Origin of the sequence: Streptacidiphilus sp. PB12-B1b, from assembly GCF_014084125.1 — a bacterium.
GTDB lineage: Bacteria > Actinomycetota > Actinomycetes > Streptomycetales > Streptomycetaceae > Streptacidiphilus.
Map to the genome: position 1 here is coordinate 4731998 of NZ_CP048405.1, position 14391 is coordinate 4746388.

The window sequence follows — 14391 nt, forward strand, 5'->3', positions numbered from 1 at the left end:
CGGGCGGAACGCCCCGCCGCACCGCGCCGCCGCACCGCCCCCGCCGCCGGGCGGCGGACCTGGGAGGATGGCGTCATGAGCGCCCCGGATACCGCCGACCTGTGGCCCGACGTACAGCCGGAGGCCGCCCGGCGGCTGCTGGTCGCGGCGGTGGACTCCTTCGCCCGGCTCGGCTACCACGCCACCACCACCCGGGAGATCGCCCGGACCGCCGGGATGAGCCCGGCGGCGCTGTACATCCACTACCCGTCCAAGAGCGCGCTGCTGTTCGAGATCAGCCGCAGCGGCCATGAGCAGACCATGGCCCTGGTGGAGCGCGCGGCGGCCGTCGGCGGCGATCCGGTGGAGCGGGTCCGGGCGCTGGTGGCGGAGTTCACCGCCTGGCACGCCCGGGCCCACACCGTGGCCCGGATCGTCCAGTACGAGCTGCAGGCCCTGCCGCCGCGGGAGTACGAGGTCGTGGCGGAGCTGCGGCGGCGGATCGAGGCCACGGTCCGCGAGGTGATCGCGGACGGCGTGGACCAGGGCGTGTTCGCGGTGGCGGACGTACGGACGGCGGCGCGGGCGCTGATCTCGCTGGGCGTGGACGTGGCCCGCTGGTACAACGAGCGGTCCGCGACGCCCCCGGACGAGCTGGGCCGGCGCTACGCCGATCTGGTGCTGGGCATGCTCGGGGCCCCGCCCGGCCCGCGCGAGCAGCAGGAACACGGGCAGGGGTAACGGCGTCCGCTGCGCAGCCGGTCCTTGCCTGGTCCCGGTGGCCCACCTAAGCTAAGCAAGCGCTTAGTCACCTCTGGCGCAGGCGGAAAGGAAACCCGTGTCCTCCCTGATCCTGTCCTCGCGCGACCTGGACTTCCTGCTCCATGAGTGGCTCGACGTCACCGCCCTCACCTCCCGCGACCGCTTCGCCGAGCACTCCCGCGAGACCTTCGACGCGGTGCTGGAGCTGGCGGAGTCCATCGCCACCGAGCAGTTCGCCCCGCACAACCGCAAGGCCGACGCCAACGAGCCGCGGATGGACGCCGACGGCCGGGTGGTGCTGATCCCCGAGGTCAAGGCGGCACTGGAGGTCTATGCCAAGGCGGGCCTGCTGGCCGGCCAGTTGGACGAGGAGCTCGGCGGCATGCAGCTGCCGAACGTGGTCGCCAAGGCGGTGGCGGCCTGGTTCCAGGCGGCCAACCCGGGGACGGCCGCCTATCCCTTCCTGACCGTGGGCAATGCCAACCTGCTGGTCGCGCACGGCAGCCCGGAGCAGGTGGACACCTGGGTGCGGCCGATGGCCGAGGGCCGGTTCTTCGGCACCATGTGCCTGTCCGAGCCGCAGGCGGGCTCCTCGCTGGCGGACATCACCACCCGGGCGGTCCCGCAGCCGGACGGCAGCCACCGGATCACCGGCAGCAAGATGTGGATCTCCGGCGGCGACCACGAGCTGACCGAGAACATCGTCCACCTGGTGCTGGCCAAGATCCCCGGCGGTCCGCCCGGGGTGAAGGGCATCTCGCTGTTCATCGTGCCCAAGTACCTGCCGGGGCCGGACGGCGGCGCGGGCGAGCGCAACGACGTGGTGCTGGCCGGGCTCAACCACAAGATGGGCTTCCGGGGCACCACCAACACCCTGCTCAACTTCGGCGAGGGCCGGCACACCCCGCTGGGCGCGCCCGGCGCGGTGGGCTACCTGCTCGGCGAGCCGCACCAGGGCCTGGCCTACATGTTCCACATGATGAACGAGGCCCGGGTGGGCGTGGGCCTGGGCGCGACCGCGCTGGGCTACACCGGCTACCTGCACGCACTGGAGTACGCCCGCACCCGCACCCAGGGGCGCCCGATCGGCGAGAAGGACCCGGCCGCGCCGCAGGTGCCGCTGGTCGAGCACCCGGACGTACGGCGGATGCTGCTGGCCCAGAAGGCGTACGTGGAGGGCGGTCTGGCGCTCGGGCTGTACTGCTCGCTGCTGGTGGACGAGCAGGCCACCGCCCCCGGCGAGGCCGAGCGGGCGCGCGCGGCGCTGCTGCTGGACGTGCTGACGCCGATCGCCAAGAGCTGGCCCTCGCAGTGGTGCCTGGAGGCCAACAGCCTGGCCATCCAGGTCCACGGCGGCTACGGCTACACCCGCGACTACGACGTGGAGCAGTTCTACCGGGACAACCGGCTCAACCCCATCCACGAGGGCACCCACGGCATCCAGGGGCTGGACCTGCTGGGACGCAAGGTGGTGGCGCAGGGCGGCGCGGGCCTGCGACTGCTGGCCGAGACCCTGTCGGCGACGGCGGCCCGGGCGGTGGCGGCGGGCGGCGAGGCGGCCGCTCTGGGGGCGCAGCTGCAGGCCGCCGTCGAGCGCACGGTCGAGGTCACCGGGCGGCTGTGGAGCACCGGCGACCCGGTGTCGGCGCTGGCCAACGCCACGGTCTACCTGGAGGCGGTCGGCCATGTCGTTGTCGCCTGGGTGTGGCTGGAGCAGCTGCTTGCGGCCGAGGGGCGCAGCGGCGGCTTCTACGACGGCAAGCGGCAGGCGGCGCGCTACTTCTTCCGCTGCGAACTGCCGAAGACCGGGCCGCAGTTCGATCTGCTGGCGGCGCTGGACCGGACCTCGCTGGAGATGGCGGACGCCTGGTTCTGACGCTGTGTCATCCGGGTGCGCCGGGAGGAGTATGACCATGCACAGTCATGCCCCGTCCGCCGAAACCGGAGACCGCCCATGCGCCGACCACGCCTCAAACCCCTCCTCACCTGCCGCGCCGTCGTCGGGGCGGCCCTGCTGGCGCTCGGCGTCGGCCTGGCCGCCGCCCCCACGGCGAGCGCCCGACCCGTCGGTGCGGCCGCCCATGCCCACAGCGCCGCCCTGCCCGCCGCCGCGGCGCCGGGCATCGAGATCAACTCGCAGAACCCGGTGACCGCCGAGCCGCCGGTCACCCGGCCGCGTACGCACTCCTGCACGCAGACCCTGGCCGACGCCTTCCCGTCCAACTCCGCCACCGGCGCGCCGCAGAGCTTCTCCGGCACGCTGGCCCCGCCGTCCGGCTGCGCCGGGCCCTGGTCCAAGGTGGTGCTCGACTGGACGACCAGCGTGCAGGGCAACCAGTACGACCGCTCGGGCTCGCTGGACATCGGCTCGACCATGGTCTACTTCGGCACCACTTACGAACCCGACCCGGCCGGGAAGACCTACCACGTCGCCAAGGACCTGACCGAGTACAGCGCGCTGCTGCGGACCGCGCACAGCTACAGCGGCGGCATCGGCAACTACACCAACAGCGTGGACACCGGCGTCTACGTCCAGACCGTGACCCTCACCTACTACCAGGCCGACCGCGCCGCCCCCGCCCCGGCCGAGCCGGACGCCGTCGTCGGCCTGGGCTCACAGGACGCGGACGCCACCCAGCCCACCGTGCACCTGGCCGCCGCCGGCCTGCCGCGCAACATCACCCACGCCTACCTCGAGGTCTACATCAAGGGCAACGGCTGCGACGAGCAGTGGTTCACCGACGTGCCCGACGATGTCTCCGCCGACTTCCCCTCGGCCGGGCTCTGCGGCAGCGGCCCGTACCGCGAGGTGGACGCGGCCGTCGACGGACGGCCGGCGGGCGTGGCGCAGTACTTCCCGTACGTCTACACCGGCGGCATCGTGCCCACGCTGTGGCGGCCGATCCCGGCGGTCGGGACCTTCGACATGACCCCGGAGCTGCTGGACGTCACCCCCTTCGCCGGCGAGCTGGTCGACGGCGGCAGCCACGACGTGGCGCTGACCGTGGCCGACGCCGGGGACGTCTGGAACCTCAGCGCCAACCTGCTGCTCTACACCGACCACGGCGCGGCCACCACCTCCGGCGCGCTCACCGAGGACACCATCGCGCCCACGGCCGTGATGACCCAGCACGAGTCGACCGCGCCCGACGGCTCGGTCACCGCCGACGTCGGCGCCCGCCGCTCCTGGACCACCAGCGGCTATGTGATCACCTCCGCCGGCCGGGAGACCACCACCGTCAGCCAGCAGGTCGCCTTCGACAACGTGGACGTGGTCAGCCGGGGCGGCTCGGCGCAGGACGTCACCGAGCACGACCAGGGCCGCAACGTCTCGGTGACCACCGACGCCCGGGGCAGCAGCCAGGTCAGCACGCACCAGTGGTCCTACCCGATCACCGTGGACGCCGACTTCCAGGGCACCGACAACGACGACTTCGCGCTGGCCGCCACCGTCGACATGACCCGGCAGCTGGCCGACGCGCAGAGCACCCGCCGGGTGCGCGGCGACCGGACCGTCTTCCCCGGCCTGCCCGATCCGTCGCAGGCAGGCCCCCGATCGACCGACCGGGTGCACTCCACCGGGGTGCTGACCGTGGTCGGCGGCACCGCGACCCAGGCCGGCGGCCAGGCCTGGCAGCGGTACTCCGGCACCGACGACGTCCCGGGCCAGTGGTACGACCACTACCTGGCCGCCAAGGACGGCGATGTCACCGCCGACGTGCTGCGGGTGTCGGCCGGCTGACCGGGCCGCCCGCCGGGCAGCCGGCCCGGCGGGCGCTCAGCGGGCGGCGGCCAGCAGCTCCTCGAAGCCGCGCACCAGCCCGGCGGGCGAGGTCAGCGCGGCGACCTCGTCGCGGGTCGAGACCGCCGCCCGGCGCAGCGCGTCGTCGTGCAGCAGCCGCTCCAGGAGCGCGCCGTCCACGGCCTCGTCGGCGGCGCGCAGCGCGAAGCCGCGGGCCTCGGCCGCCGCCGCGTTGCCGAAGTGGTCGGCCCCCTGGGGCAGGATCAGCTGCGGCACGCCCGCGACCACGGCCGACATCATCGTCCCCGAGCCGCCGTGGTGCACGATGGCGTCGCTCGCCGCGAGCAGCCCGGCCAGCGGCACCCAGGGCAGCGGGCGGACGTTGCCGGGCAGGGCGCCCAGCGGTTCGAGGTCGGAGCCGCCCACGGCCAGCAGGAACTCGGCGTCCACCGAGGCGGCCTCGTCGACCACCCGGCGGATGGAGCGGACGCCGTCGTACGCGGTCAGCACCGTGCCCAGGGTGACCGCGACCCGCAGCCGCTCCCGGGGGGCGAACAGCTCGGCCGGGATGACGCCGCCACCGTTGTAGGGGATGTAGCGGACCCGCCAGCCGACGCCGTCGCCGCCGAGGGACTCCGGGACGACGTCCAGCACCGTCCGCTCGGCGGGCGCGGCGGCGTCCAGGCCGTGCTCCCGGTACTCGGCGGCCAGTTCGGTGACCAGCCGGTCGGCGATCCGCAGCCCGGACACCACCCCGAAGTTGTGCACCACTGCGGGGATCTTCAGCGTGCGCGCGACCAGCGGCGCGGCGCCCTGGTAGGCGCCGTGCACGATGACGTCCGGTAACCAGGCCGAGGCCAGCTCGGCGAGCCGGGCCAGGGTGGAGCGGGAGTGCTGGGCGAAGCCCGCCGCCGCCACCCGCAGCATCTCCTCCTCGGAGCGGCCCTCCGAGCGGTAGCCGGCCCCGGCGGCGGACGTCCGGAAGGCGTCCAGGACGGTGCTGCCGTCGCCGACGTCCACGGCCGGCAGCCCGGTGTTGCGGAGCAGCTCCATCGGGGCGGAGCCGGCGAACAGCACGTCGTGCCCGGCGGACAGCAGCGCCTGGGCCGTCGGCACCATGGGGAAAACGTGGCCGGCCGCGCCCGGGCCGCTGAAGAGAATACGCACGCTGGCTCCCTGTTGGGGTACGAAGTCGAGGCGTCCGCACCCCATTCAAGGGGGAATGCGGACGCCCCAGCAACCAACACGGGAGAACTGTCCTGAATGCGCTTCCCGGTTCCGCACATGGCCGGATCACGGGAGCGCCCGGCTATTCCCGGGAATTGGGCGCGGCCGTCAGCGCAGCCCTGCGAACAGGTCGTCCTCGTGGTCCGGCACCGGCACCGTGCTGAACTGCCGGACGAATGACTCGTAGCCGAACACCCGCTGCTGGCCCTCTTCCGGAAGCCGCAGGAAGAAGATGTTCTCGCCCTGGCTGGCATGCGCCTCCAGCGCCTTGCGCTTCCGCGTGACCTGGGCGGATACATCCACCTCGGTGGTGATCAGCTCGTCCGGGGTACCGAAGTCGGCGGGCGGCTCGAAATCGCCGACATCGGCCCCCTGTGCGCGCAGGTCGGCGAAGAAGGTGGTGAACCGGGAGCGGGAGATGGCCGCGTGGTAGAACTTCGCCGGGATTCCGCTGGTGCGGATCGCCTCCACGGTGATCCGGTGCGCCTGGATGTGGTCGGGGTGGCCGTAGCCGCCGTTCTCGTCGTAGGTGACCACGACATCCGGCCGGTAGGTCTCCATCAGCGCGGCCAGCCGGGCGGCGGACTGCTCCAGCGGGACGTTGGCGAACGCGTCCGGACGCCCGTTGGCCTCCCAGCCGACCATGCCCGAGTCGTGGTAGCCGAGCAGCTCGGTGTCGGTGATGCCCAGCAGCGCCGCCGACGCCTTCAGTTCGGCCAGCCGCACCTCGCGGACCTGCGCCTCGTCATGGCCGGGCTCACCGGGCTTGATGCCTCCGGGCCCGTCCCCCTGCTCACCGTTGGTACAGGTGACCAGGACGGTTCTGATGCCCTCGGCCGAGGCCGCCGCCAGCACCCCGCCGGTCGACAGCACCTCGTCGTCGGGGTGGGCGTGCACGGCCATCAGCGTCAGTTGACGATCCATCGGTCAGACCTCCGAAGTGAACAGCGGTTCCGGGCTCCGTACCACCCTAAGCGGTCGACCCGCCTCCCGAACGGCGAGCGGGCCGGACACCCAACCCTGCACGAACGGCCGCTCCCCGGCACACTGATCAGGAACAGCCAGCGCACGCACCCTTGGAAAGGCGACACCATGCAGCCAGTAGAGGCAGCCGAGTACGACGTCATCGTGATCGGCGGCGGCCCGGCCGGTGAGAACGTCGCCGACCGGGTGGTCAAGGCCGGCCTCAGCGCCGTGGTGGTGGAGGCCGAGCGGGTCGGCGGGGAGTGCTCCTACTGGGCCTGCATCCCGAGCAAGGCCATGCTGCGCCCGGGCGCCGCGCTGGAGGCGGCGCGCGCGGTCGCCGGCGCGCGGGAGGCGGTGACCGGCTCCCTGGACGCCGCCGCCGTCCTGGCGCGGCGCGACTCCTTCGTCTCCGACTGGGACGACAGCGGCCAGGTGCAGTGGCTCAAGGGCGCGGGCATCACCCTGGCCCGGGGCCGGGGCCGACTGGTCGGCGAGCGCCGGGTGGCCGTCACCGCCGACGACGGCACCGAGACCGGGCTGACCGCCCGGCACGCCGTGGTACTGGCCACCGGTACCGGCGCGGCGCTGCCGCCGCTGCCCGGCCTGGCCGACATCGGCGCCTGGACCAGCCGTGAGGCCACCTCGGCGCATGCGGTGCCGCCGCGGCTGAGCATCCTCGGCGGCGGCGTGGTGGCCTGCGAGATGGCCACCGCCTGGAACGCCCTGGGCACCCAGGTCACCATGCTGGTGCGGGACGACGTCCTGCTCAGCTCCTGGGAGCCGTTCGTGGGCGAGGCCGTGGCCGAGGAGCTGCGTTCCTCCGGGGTGGACGTCCGCACCGGCGTCACCGTGCAGCGGGTCGGCCGGGAGCGGCCGGACGCGCCGGTCGCCGCCGAGCTGGGCGACGGCTCCACGGTACTGTCGGAGGAGTTCCTGGTCGCCGTCGGACGCACCCCCAGCACCGCCGAGCTGGGGCTGGAGACGGCCGGTCTGACGCCGGGCAGCTGGCTGGAGGTGGACGACACCTGCCGGGTCACCGCCGTCGAGCAGGGCTGGCTGTACGCGGTGGGCGACATCAACCGCCGGGCGCCGCTCACCCACATGGGCAAGTACCAGGGCCGGACGTGCGCAGCGGCGATCGTCGCCCGCGCCGAGGGGCGCTCCACCCCGGCCGAGCCCTGGGCGGCCTGGACCGCCACCGCCGACCACGGCGCGGTGCCGCAGGTGCTGTTCACCCACCCGGAGGCGGCCTCGGTCGGGCTCACCCTGGCCCGGGCGGAGAGCGCCGGGCTGCCGGTGCGGGCGGTGGACTACCCGATCGGCCAGGTCTCCGGCGCGGCCCTGTCCGCCGACGGCTACCAGGGGCAGGCCCGGCTGGTGGTGGACGAGGAGCGCTCGCTGGTCCTCGGCTGCACCCTGGTCGGCCCGGGCGTCGGCGAACTGATCCACGCGGCCACCGTGGCCATCGTCGGCGAAGTACCGCTCCAGCGCCTGTGGCACGCCGTCCCCGCGTTCCCCACCACCAGCGAACTGTGGCTGCGCCTACTGGAGCAGTACGGCCTGTGACCGCCCCGGCCCCGCAACCCCGGCACCCCGGGCCCGGACGGCGGTAGCGGACCACCGACCCGGGCCAGCCGCTCGGCCCCGGCCGGACCGTGAGGCCGGGGCCGTGGATCAGCCTGCGGCGAGGTCGCCCAGGCGGCGGTGGCGGGCGACGCGCTCGGCGAGGCGTGCTGCCTCGGGTTGGGTTGCCAGGGCGGTCAGGGCGGTGCTGACGGCCTGGCCGACCCGGGTGCAGAACGCTGCCGGTTCCTCGGCCGCGTCGGGGTACTCGGGCAGCACCTGGTCCACCAGGCCGACGGCGGCCAGGTCGTGGGCGCCGATGCCCTGGGCCCGCGCCAGCTCGGCCGCGTGGCCGCCGTCGCGGTGGACGATCGCGGAGGCGCCCTCCGGCGGCAGCGGCGCCAGCCAGGCGTGCTCGGCGGCCAGTACCCGGTCGGCGGGCAGCAGGGCCAGCGCGCCGCCGCCGGAACCCTGGCCCAGCAGCACCGCCAGCACCGGACTGCGCAGCGCCACCAGCGTGGACAGGCAGTGGGCGATCTCCAGCGCCACGCCGTCGAGTTCGGCCTCCGCCGAGAGCTCGGCCCCGGCCGTGTCCACCACCGTGACCAGCGGCAGCCCCAGCTGCTCCGCCATCAGCGCGGTACGGCGGACGGCGCGCAGGTCGGCGGCGGTGAAGGGGCGTTCCGCCCCGGCCCCGGCACGCTGCTGCCCGACCAGTACGGCGGGCCGCCCGTCGAACACGGCCAGCGCCCGCACCAGCGCGCCCGCCCCGCCCCCGGGCACGCCCAGCAGCAGCGCGCCACCGTCGGCGTACCGCAGCACTTCCCGCACCCCGGGCCGCTCCGCCTTCCGCGTCCGCAGCACCGCCCCCCACGCATCCCCCGTCAGGCCCCGGCCCTCGGCGGAACACGCGGACGCCGCGAGAGCGGGCGACTGGGCCCGCTCATCCGCTACCGACGCGGGGGACTCACCGGTCCGGGCGGTGAGGTCGGCCGGGGCTGCGCCGACCTCGCAGGCCGGTCCGTCTGCGGGCATCGGAGCCAGGGGTTCGGGCTGGGGCGCAGCCATTCCAGCGGCGACGTCGGCCGGGGCTGCGCCGGACGCTCCGGTCCGGGCGGTGGCTCGGTGGGATTCGGCGGGGGACGGCTGCGGGGGCGGGGCGGTGGCGCGCCCTGCGGTGAGGACGGGGAGGGCGCGGAGCAGGAGGTCGCGCAGGTGGTCGGGGGCGACCACCGCGTCGATCAGGCCGCGGGCGGCCAGGGTCTCGGCGCGTTGCACCTCGGGTGCCAGTGGTTCGCCGCGCAGCTCCTCGTAGACCCGGGGGCCGAGGAAGCCGAGCCTGGCCCCCGGTTCGGCCAGCACCAGGTGGCCCAGGGTGCCCCAGGAGGCGAAGACCCCGCCCATGGTGGGGTTGCGCAGGTAGGTGAGGTACGGCAGTCCCGCGGCCTGGTGCGCCTGGACCGCGGCGGTGACCCGGACCATGCACAGGAAGGCGGCCGTGCCCTCCTGCATCCGGGTGCCGCCGGAGACCGGCAGGGCCAGCAGGGGCAGCCGTTCGGCGGTGGCCCGCTCGACCGCGCGGGTGATCCGCTCGGCGGTGGCTACGCCGATCGAGCCGCCGAGGAAGCCGAACTCGGACGCCACCAGGGCCACCGGGCGGCCGCCGAGCAGCCCCTGACCGGTGGTCACCGCCTCGTCCCGGCCGGTGCGCTCGCGGGCCCGGGCGAGCGAGGCCCGGTAGGCGGGGTCGGCGGGCCGGGCCGTCACCGGCCGGTCCCAGCAGCGGAAGCTGCCCGGGTCGAGGATGCGGGCGATCAACTGCCCGGCGTCCAGGCCCGAGACGCCCGCCGCGACGGAAGCCGCGCCCGCCGGGCCGGAGGCCGCGCCCGCCACGTCGGAGGCCGGACCCACCGGGCCGGAAGCCGGACCCACCGCGCTGGAGGCCGCGCTCACCGCATCGAAGGCTGGACCCGCCGGGCCGGAGGCCGCGCTCACCGGGCCGGAAGCAGGACTCCCCGCGTCGGAGACCGCACCCACCGGGCCGGAAGCCGGACCCACCGCGCCGGAAGCCGGACCCACCGCGCCGGAGGCCGCGCTCACCACGCCGGAGGCCGCGCTCACCACGCCGGAGGCCGGACCCGCCACGCCGGAGGCCGCGCCCGCCGGGCCGGAGGCCGCGCTCACCGGGCCGGAAGCCGCACCCGCCGCGCTGGAGGCCGGACCCGCCGCGCCGGAGGCCGCGCTCACCACGCCGGAGGCCGCGCCCGCCGGGCCGGAGGCCGCGTTCATCGGGCCGCGCCCGCGGCGGTACCGGTCTGCCGCCGCCAGCGGCCGGGGCCATCGTCACCTGTACGGCCGCCGGGCCGCACCCGCTCCCGCTCCAAGGCATCCACGCGATCAAGCGTACGCACCCCCCGTACGGCGCAGGCGGCGCACGGCCTGTGACCGGTTTGGCCCCGCTCCTGTCGCGCGCCCCGCGCGCCGACCGCAGGCTGGTGGCTGACATGCGGGGGCTCGTCCCATCCCTCCCCGAGGAGGATCCCCATGAATGCTTCACCTGCGACAGCGGTCGGCGTCTCCGGTGCGACGGCTCTGACGGCCGAGGAGGAGTCGCCGATCCACGTCCTGTGGATCAACGCCGGCCTGAGCTGCGACGGCGACTCCGTCTCGTTGACCGCGGCCACCCAGCCGAGCATCGAGGAGATCGCGCTCAGCGTGCTGCCCGGCCTGCCCAAGATCGCCGTGCACTGGCCGCTGATCGACTTCGAGTGCGGCCCGGTGCAGGGCGCGGACAACTTCATCGAGTGGTTCTTCAAGGGCGAGCGGGGCGAGATCGACCCCTTCGTCCTGGTCATCGAGGGGTCGATCCCCAACGAGGCGATCAAGCCCGAGGGTTACTGGTGCGGTTTCGGCGACAACCCGGAGACCGGCCAGCCGATCACCACCAGCGAGTGGATCGACCGGCTCGCCCCCAAGGCGCTGGCCGTGGTGGCCATCGGCACCTGCGCGACCTACGGCGGCATCCACGCCATGGCCGGGAACCCCACCGGAGCCATGGGTGTGCCGGACTACCTGGGCTGGGACTGGAAGTCCAAGGCCGGCATCCCGATCGTCTGCGTGCCGGGCTGCCCGGTCCAGCCGGACAACTTCTCCGAGACCCTGGTGTACCTGCTGTACCAGGCCACCGGGCAGGCCCCGATGATCCCGCTGGACGACCAGCTGCGTCCCTCCTGGCTGTTCGGCGCGACCGTGCACGAGGGCTGCGACCGGGCCGGCTACTACGAGCAGGGCCAGTTCGCCACGACCTACGACTCCCCCAAGTGCCTGGTGAAGCTGGGCTGCTGGGGGCCGGTGGTGAAGTGCAACGTGCCCAAGCGCGGCTGGATCAACGGCGTCGGCGGCTGCCCGAACGTCGGCGGCATCTGCATCGCCTGCACCATGCCCGGGTTCCCGGACAAGTTCATGCCGTTCATGGACGAGCCCCCCGGCGGCAAGGTGTCCAGCACCGCGAGCACGGCCTACGGCTCGGTGATCCGCAAGCTGCGGTCGATCACCGCGCACACCGTGGACCAGGAGCCGAAGTGGCGGCAGCGGGGCGAGAAGCTCGCCACCGGCTACCGGCCGCCGTGGTGACCGCCGCCCGCTAGCGCTGCCCCACCCAGCAGACCCCACCACCCGCACCACTGGCATCGAGAAGGGCACGGCAGAAACGATGGCACCGACGACGAAGGCGGCCGGAGACGGCAGCGGCCTGGTAGAGATGGCCTGGGACCCGATCACCCGGATCGTGGGCAGCCTCGGCATCCACACGAAGATCGACTTCAAGCAGAAGAAGGTCGCCGAGTGCTACAGCACCTCGTCGGTCTTCCGCGGCTACAGCGTCTTCATGCGCGGCAAGGACCCCCGCGACGCGCACTTCATCACCAGCCGCATCTGCGGCATCTGCGGCGACAACCACGCCACCTGCTCGGTGTACGCGCAGAACATGGCGTACGGGGTGAAGCCGCCGCACCTGGGTGAGTGGATCATCAACCTGGGCGAGGCCGCCGAGTACATGTTCGACCACAACATCTTCCAGGAGAACCTGGTCGGGGTCGACTACTGCGAGCGGATGGTCAAGGAGACCAACCCCGGCGTGCTGGAGCTGGCCGAGCGCACCCCGGCCCCGCACGCCGGGGACCACGGCTACCGGACCATCGCCGACATCATGCGGTCGCTCAACCCGATCGAGGGCGAGTTCTACCGCGAGGCGCTCCAGGTCAGCCGGTACACCCGGGAGATGTTCTGCCTGATGGAGGGACGCCACGTGCACCCCTCCACGCTCTACCCCGGCGGTGTGGGCACCATCGCCTCGGTGCAGCTGTTCACCGACTACCTCAGCCGGCTGATGCGCTACGTGGAGTTCATGAAGCGGGTGGTGCCGCTCCACGACGACCTGTTCGACTTCTTCTACGAGGCGCTGCCCGGGTACGAGGAGGTCGGCCGCCGCCGGGTGCTGCTCGGCTGCTGGGGCGCGCTCAACGACCCCGAGTACTGCGACTTCACCTACCGCAACATGACCGACTGGGGACGGCGGATGTTCGTCACCCCCGGCGTCGTGGTCGACGGCAAGCTGGTCACCAACGACCTCACCCAGATCAACCTGGGCATCCGCATCCTGCTCGGCAGCTCGTACTACCAGGACTGGGAGGGCAAGGAGCAGTTCGTCACGCACGACCCGCTCGGCAACCCGGTCGACCCGCGCCACCCGTGGAACCAGCACACCATCCCCGCGCCGCAGAAGCGCGACTTCGACGACAAGTACAGCTGGGTGATGTCCCCGCGCTGGTTCGACGGCAAGGACCACCTGGCGCTGGACACCGGCGGCGGCCCGATCGCCCGGCTGTGGTCCACCGCGCTGTCCGGGCTGGTCGACTTCGGCTACGTCAAGGCCACCGGCCACAGCGTGGTCATCAACCTGCCGAAGACCATGACCAAGCCGGAGACCACCTTCGAGTGGAAGATCCCGCAGTGGAGCAACGCGCTGGAGCGCAACCGCGCCCGCACGTACTTCCAGGCGTACGCCGCCGCCGCGGCGCTGCACTTCGCCGAGGAGGGCCTGGCCGAGGTCCGCGCCGGGCGCACCCAGACCTGGGAGAAGTTCGAGGTGCCGGACGAGGGCCTCGGCGTGGGCTTCACCGAGGCGGTGCGCGGCGTGCTGTCGCACCACATGGTGATCCGCGACGGCAAGATCGCCAACTACCACCCGTACCCGCCGACCCCGTGGAACGCCAGCACCCGCGACACCTTCGGGACGCCCGGCCCGTACGAGGACGCGGTGCAGAACACTCCGATCTTCGAGGAGAACTCCCCGGAGAACTTCAAGGGCATCGACATCATGCGGGCCGTGCGCAGCTTCGACCCCTGCCTGCCCTGCGGCGTGCACATGTACGTCGGCGGCGGCAAGACCGTGCAGACCATGCACGTGCCCACCGGACTGAGCGGGATGGGCGGATGAGCGCCGCAGCGGAGACCGCCGTACCCCCCGCGCCCGCCGCCGCGCGGGCGCGGGCCGCCGACGCCGAGCAGGCCGGGCGGCGGGTCGAGGAGATCCTCGAGCGGCTCGCCGCCGCCGGCGACCCGGCGGCCGGAGCCGCCGCCGAGGAGCTGGTGCGCACCCTGATGGACTTCTACGGCGCGGGCCTGGCCCGGGTGGTGGACCTGCTCGGCTCCCCGGCCGCGCAGCAGTCCGGCGGCGCGCCGCTGGAGCAGCTGCTCGGCGACGAGCTGGTGGCCGGGCTGCTGGTGCTGCACGACCTGCACCCGGAGGACCTGCCCACCCGGATCGGACGGGCGCTGGACGGCCTGCCCGGCCGCCCGGTGGAGCTGGTCGGCTTCGACGAGGCGACCGGCGTGCTGCGGGTGCGCTCGGCCAATCCGGGCGGCTGCGGCTGCCCGAGCACCAACGCCGCGACCCGGCAGGCGGTCGAGTCCGCCCTGGCCTGCTTCGCGGCGGAGGTGGAGGCGGTCGAGCTGGAGCCGCCGGGAGGCGCCGGGCAGCCGACGCTGCTGCAGATCACCGCCCGGCCCGGCCTCGCCCCGGCGGAGGCGCCGTGAGCACTGCGGACACCCGTCAGGCCTGGCCGACCAGGCCGGGCCGGCGCCCGGCCCCG

At 73.9% G+C, this 14391-nt stretch carries 10 protein-coding genes; 7 read left to right on the forward strand and 3 right to left on the reverse strand.

Annotated features, from left to right (window positions below; genetic code table 11):
- The first annotated feature begins 75 nt into the window (after positions 1-75).
- From GXW83_RS20975 to GXW83_RS20985, 3 genes are all read left to right on the forward strand, one after another.
- The gene (locus tag GXW83_RS20975) at positions 76-720 is read left to right on the forward strand and encodes a TetR/AcrR family transcriptional regulator (protein ID WP_182444553.1); all 645 of its coding nucleotides are present in this window, start codon (positions 76-78) and stop codon (positions 718-720) included.
- Between the two features lie 97 nt (positions 721-817).
- A complete protein-coding gene (locus tag GXW83_RS20980; RefSeq protein ID WP_182444554.1) occupies positions 818-2617 on the forward strand; it encodes an acyl-CoA dehydrogenase in 1800 nt (599 codons plus the stop codon).
- Between the two features lie 78 nt (positions 2618-2695).
- Positions 2696-4483: a peptide-N4-asparagine amidase gene (locus GXW83_RS20985; RefSeq protein ID WP_182444555.1), complete on the forward strand. Its 1788-nt coding sequence runs from the start codon at positions 2696-2698 to the stop codon at positions 4481-4483.
- Between the two features lie 36 nt (positions 4484-4519).
- Here GXW83_RS20985 and GXW83_RS20990 read toward each other — a convergent pair whose 3' ends face one another.
- On the reverse strand, positions 4520-5650 hold the full coding sequence (locus tag GXW83_RS20990; protein WP_182444556.1) for a glycosyltransferase: 1131 nt from the start codon (positions 5648-5650) through the stop codon (positions 4520-4522).
- 168 nt (positions 5651-5818) lie between these two features.
- Positions 5819-6634: a PIG-L family deacetylase gene (locus GXW83_RS20995; RefSeq protein WP_182444557.1), complete on the reverse strand. Its 816-nt coding sequence runs from the start codon at positions 6632-6634 to the stop codon at positions 5819-5821.
- Between the two features lie 168 nt (positions 6635-6802).
- On the opposite strand from GXW83_RS20995, the gene GXW83_RS21000 reads away from it, so the two are divergent.
- Positions 6803-8242 carry an NAD(P)/FAD-dependent oxidoreductase gene (locus tag GXW83_RS21000; RefSeq protein ID WP_182444558.1) on the forward strand — a complete coding sequence of 480 codons (1440 nt, stop codon included), beginning with the start codon at positions 6803-6805 and terminating at the stop codon, positions 8240-8242.
- A 108-nt stretch (positions 8243-8350) separates the two neighbouring features.
- On the opposite strand, the gene GXW83_RS21005 is transcribed toward GXW83_RS21000, so the two are convergent.
- The gene (locus GXW83_RS21005) at positions 8351-10528 is read right to left on the reverse strand and encodes a carboxyl transferase domain-containing protein (RefSeq protein ID WP_225447143.1); all 2178 of its coding nucleotides are present in this window, start codon (positions 10526-10528) and stop codon (positions 8351-8353) included.
- Positions 10529-10783: 255 nt separating this feature from the next.
- Here GXW83_RS21005 and GXW83_RS21010 point away from each other — a divergent pair, with 255 nt between their 5' ends.
- From GXW83_RS21010 to GXW83_RS21020, 3 genes are all read left to right on the forward strand, one after another.
- Positions 10784-11872 carry a hydrogenase expression protein HypE gene (locus GXW83_RS21010; RefSeq protein WP_182444559.1) on the forward strand — a complete coding sequence of 363 codons (1089 nt, stop codon included), beginning with the start codon at positions 10784-10786 and terminating at the stop codon, positions 11870-11872.
- 79 nt (positions 11873-11951) lie between these two features.
- A complete protein-coding gene (locus tag GXW83_RS21015; RefSeq protein ID WP_182444560.1) occupies positions 11952-13736 on the forward strand; it encodes a nickel-dependent hydrogenase large subunit in 1785 nt (594 codons plus the stop codon).
- Positions 13733-14335 (forward strand): NifU family protein, encoded by a 603-nt coding sequence (locus GXW83_RS21020; protein ID WP_225447144.1) that lies wholly within the window; start codon positions 13733-13735, stop codon positions 14333-14335. The genes GXW83_RS21015 and GXW83_RS21020 overlap by 4 nt, the downstream gene beginning before the upstream one ends.
- The last annotated feature ends 56 nt before the right edge of the window (positions 14336-14391 follow it).

What these genes read in the sequence shown, in the direction of transcription:
- GXW83_RS21010 (WP_182444559.1), top strand. Translation starts at nt 10,784, where the DNA reads ATGAATGCTTCACCTGCGACAGCGGTCGGCGTCTCCGGTGCGACGGCT.
- GXW83_RS21000 (WP_182444558.1), top strand. Translation starts at nt 6,803, where the DNA reads ATGCAGCCAGTAGAGGCAGCCGAGTACGACGTCATCGTGATCGGCGGC.
- GXW83_RS21015 (WP_182444560.1), top strand. Translation starts at nt 11,952, where the DNA reads ATGGCACCGACGACGAAGGCGGCCGGAGACGGCAGCGGCCTGGTAGAG.
- GXW83_RS20975 (WP_182444553.1), top strand. Translation starts at nt 76, where the DNA reads ATGAGCGCCCCGGATACCGCCGACCTGTGGCCCGACGTACAGCCGGAG.
- GXW83_RS20985 (WP_182444555.1), top strand. Translation starts at nt 2,696, where the DNA reads ATGCGCCGACCACGCCTCAAACCCCTCCTCACCTGCCGCGCCGTCGTC.
- GXW83_RS20995 (WP_182444557.1), bottom strand. Translation starts at nt 6,634, where the DNA reads ATGGATCGTCAACTGACGCTGATGGCCGTGCACGCCCACCCCGACGAC.
- GXW83_RS21005 (WP_225447143.1), bottom strand. Translation starts at nt 10,528, where the DNA reads ATGAACGCGGCCTCCGGCCCGGCGGGCGCGGCCTCCGGCGTGGTGAGC.
- GXW83_RS21020 (WP_225447144.1), top strand. Translation starts at nt 13,733, where the DNA reads ATGAGCGCCGCAGCGGAGACCGCCGTACCCCCCGCGCCCGCCGCCGCG.